The following is a 479-nucleotide window of genomic DNA, read 5'->3' on the forward strand; positions in this document are numbered from 1 at the left end:
CCCTCGAAGATCGCGGCACGCTCGCCCTCGCTGATGTCCAGCGCATCGACATAGCGCTTGGTATCGTCGAAATAATGGCCGGTGGTGGGATCGATGCCGCGCACCGCGCCGACCATTTCCGACCCGAACAGGATATTCTTGTTGTCGATCACGTCGGCCAGCAGGTCGACGCCGGGCTGATGATAGACGCATGTGTCGAAGAAGATGTTGTTCATCAGATGGGTCGACAGGTCGGGCTTCTTCAACATGTCGGCCAGGCCGCGATAGCGACCCCAATGATAGGGCACGGCGCCGCCGCCATGCGGGATGATGAACTTGAGGGTCGGGAAGTCCCTGAACAGGTCGCCCTCCAGCAACTGCATGAAGGCGATGGTATCGGCGGCGATATAATAGCCGCCGGTCGCGTGCATCGCCGGATTGCAGCTGCCCGACACATGGATCATCGCCGGCACGTCCAGCTCGACCATCTTCTCGTAGAA

General features: G+C 60.3%; 1 protein-coding gene. It reads right to left on the bottom strand.

Annotation, left to right across the window (positions count from 1 at the left end; all coding sequences use genetic code 11):
- A partial coding sequence (locus JQK15_RS26605; RefSeq protein ID WP_214869680.1) for an amidohydrolase family protein occupies positions 1–479 on the bottom strand: 479 nt, incomplete at both ends.

This window comes from Sphingobium sp. BHU LFT2, assembly GCF_018604485.1.
Lineage (GTDB): Bacteria > Pseudomonadota > Alphaproteobacteria > Sphingomonadales > Sphingomonadaceae > Sphingobium > Sphingobium yanoikuyae_A.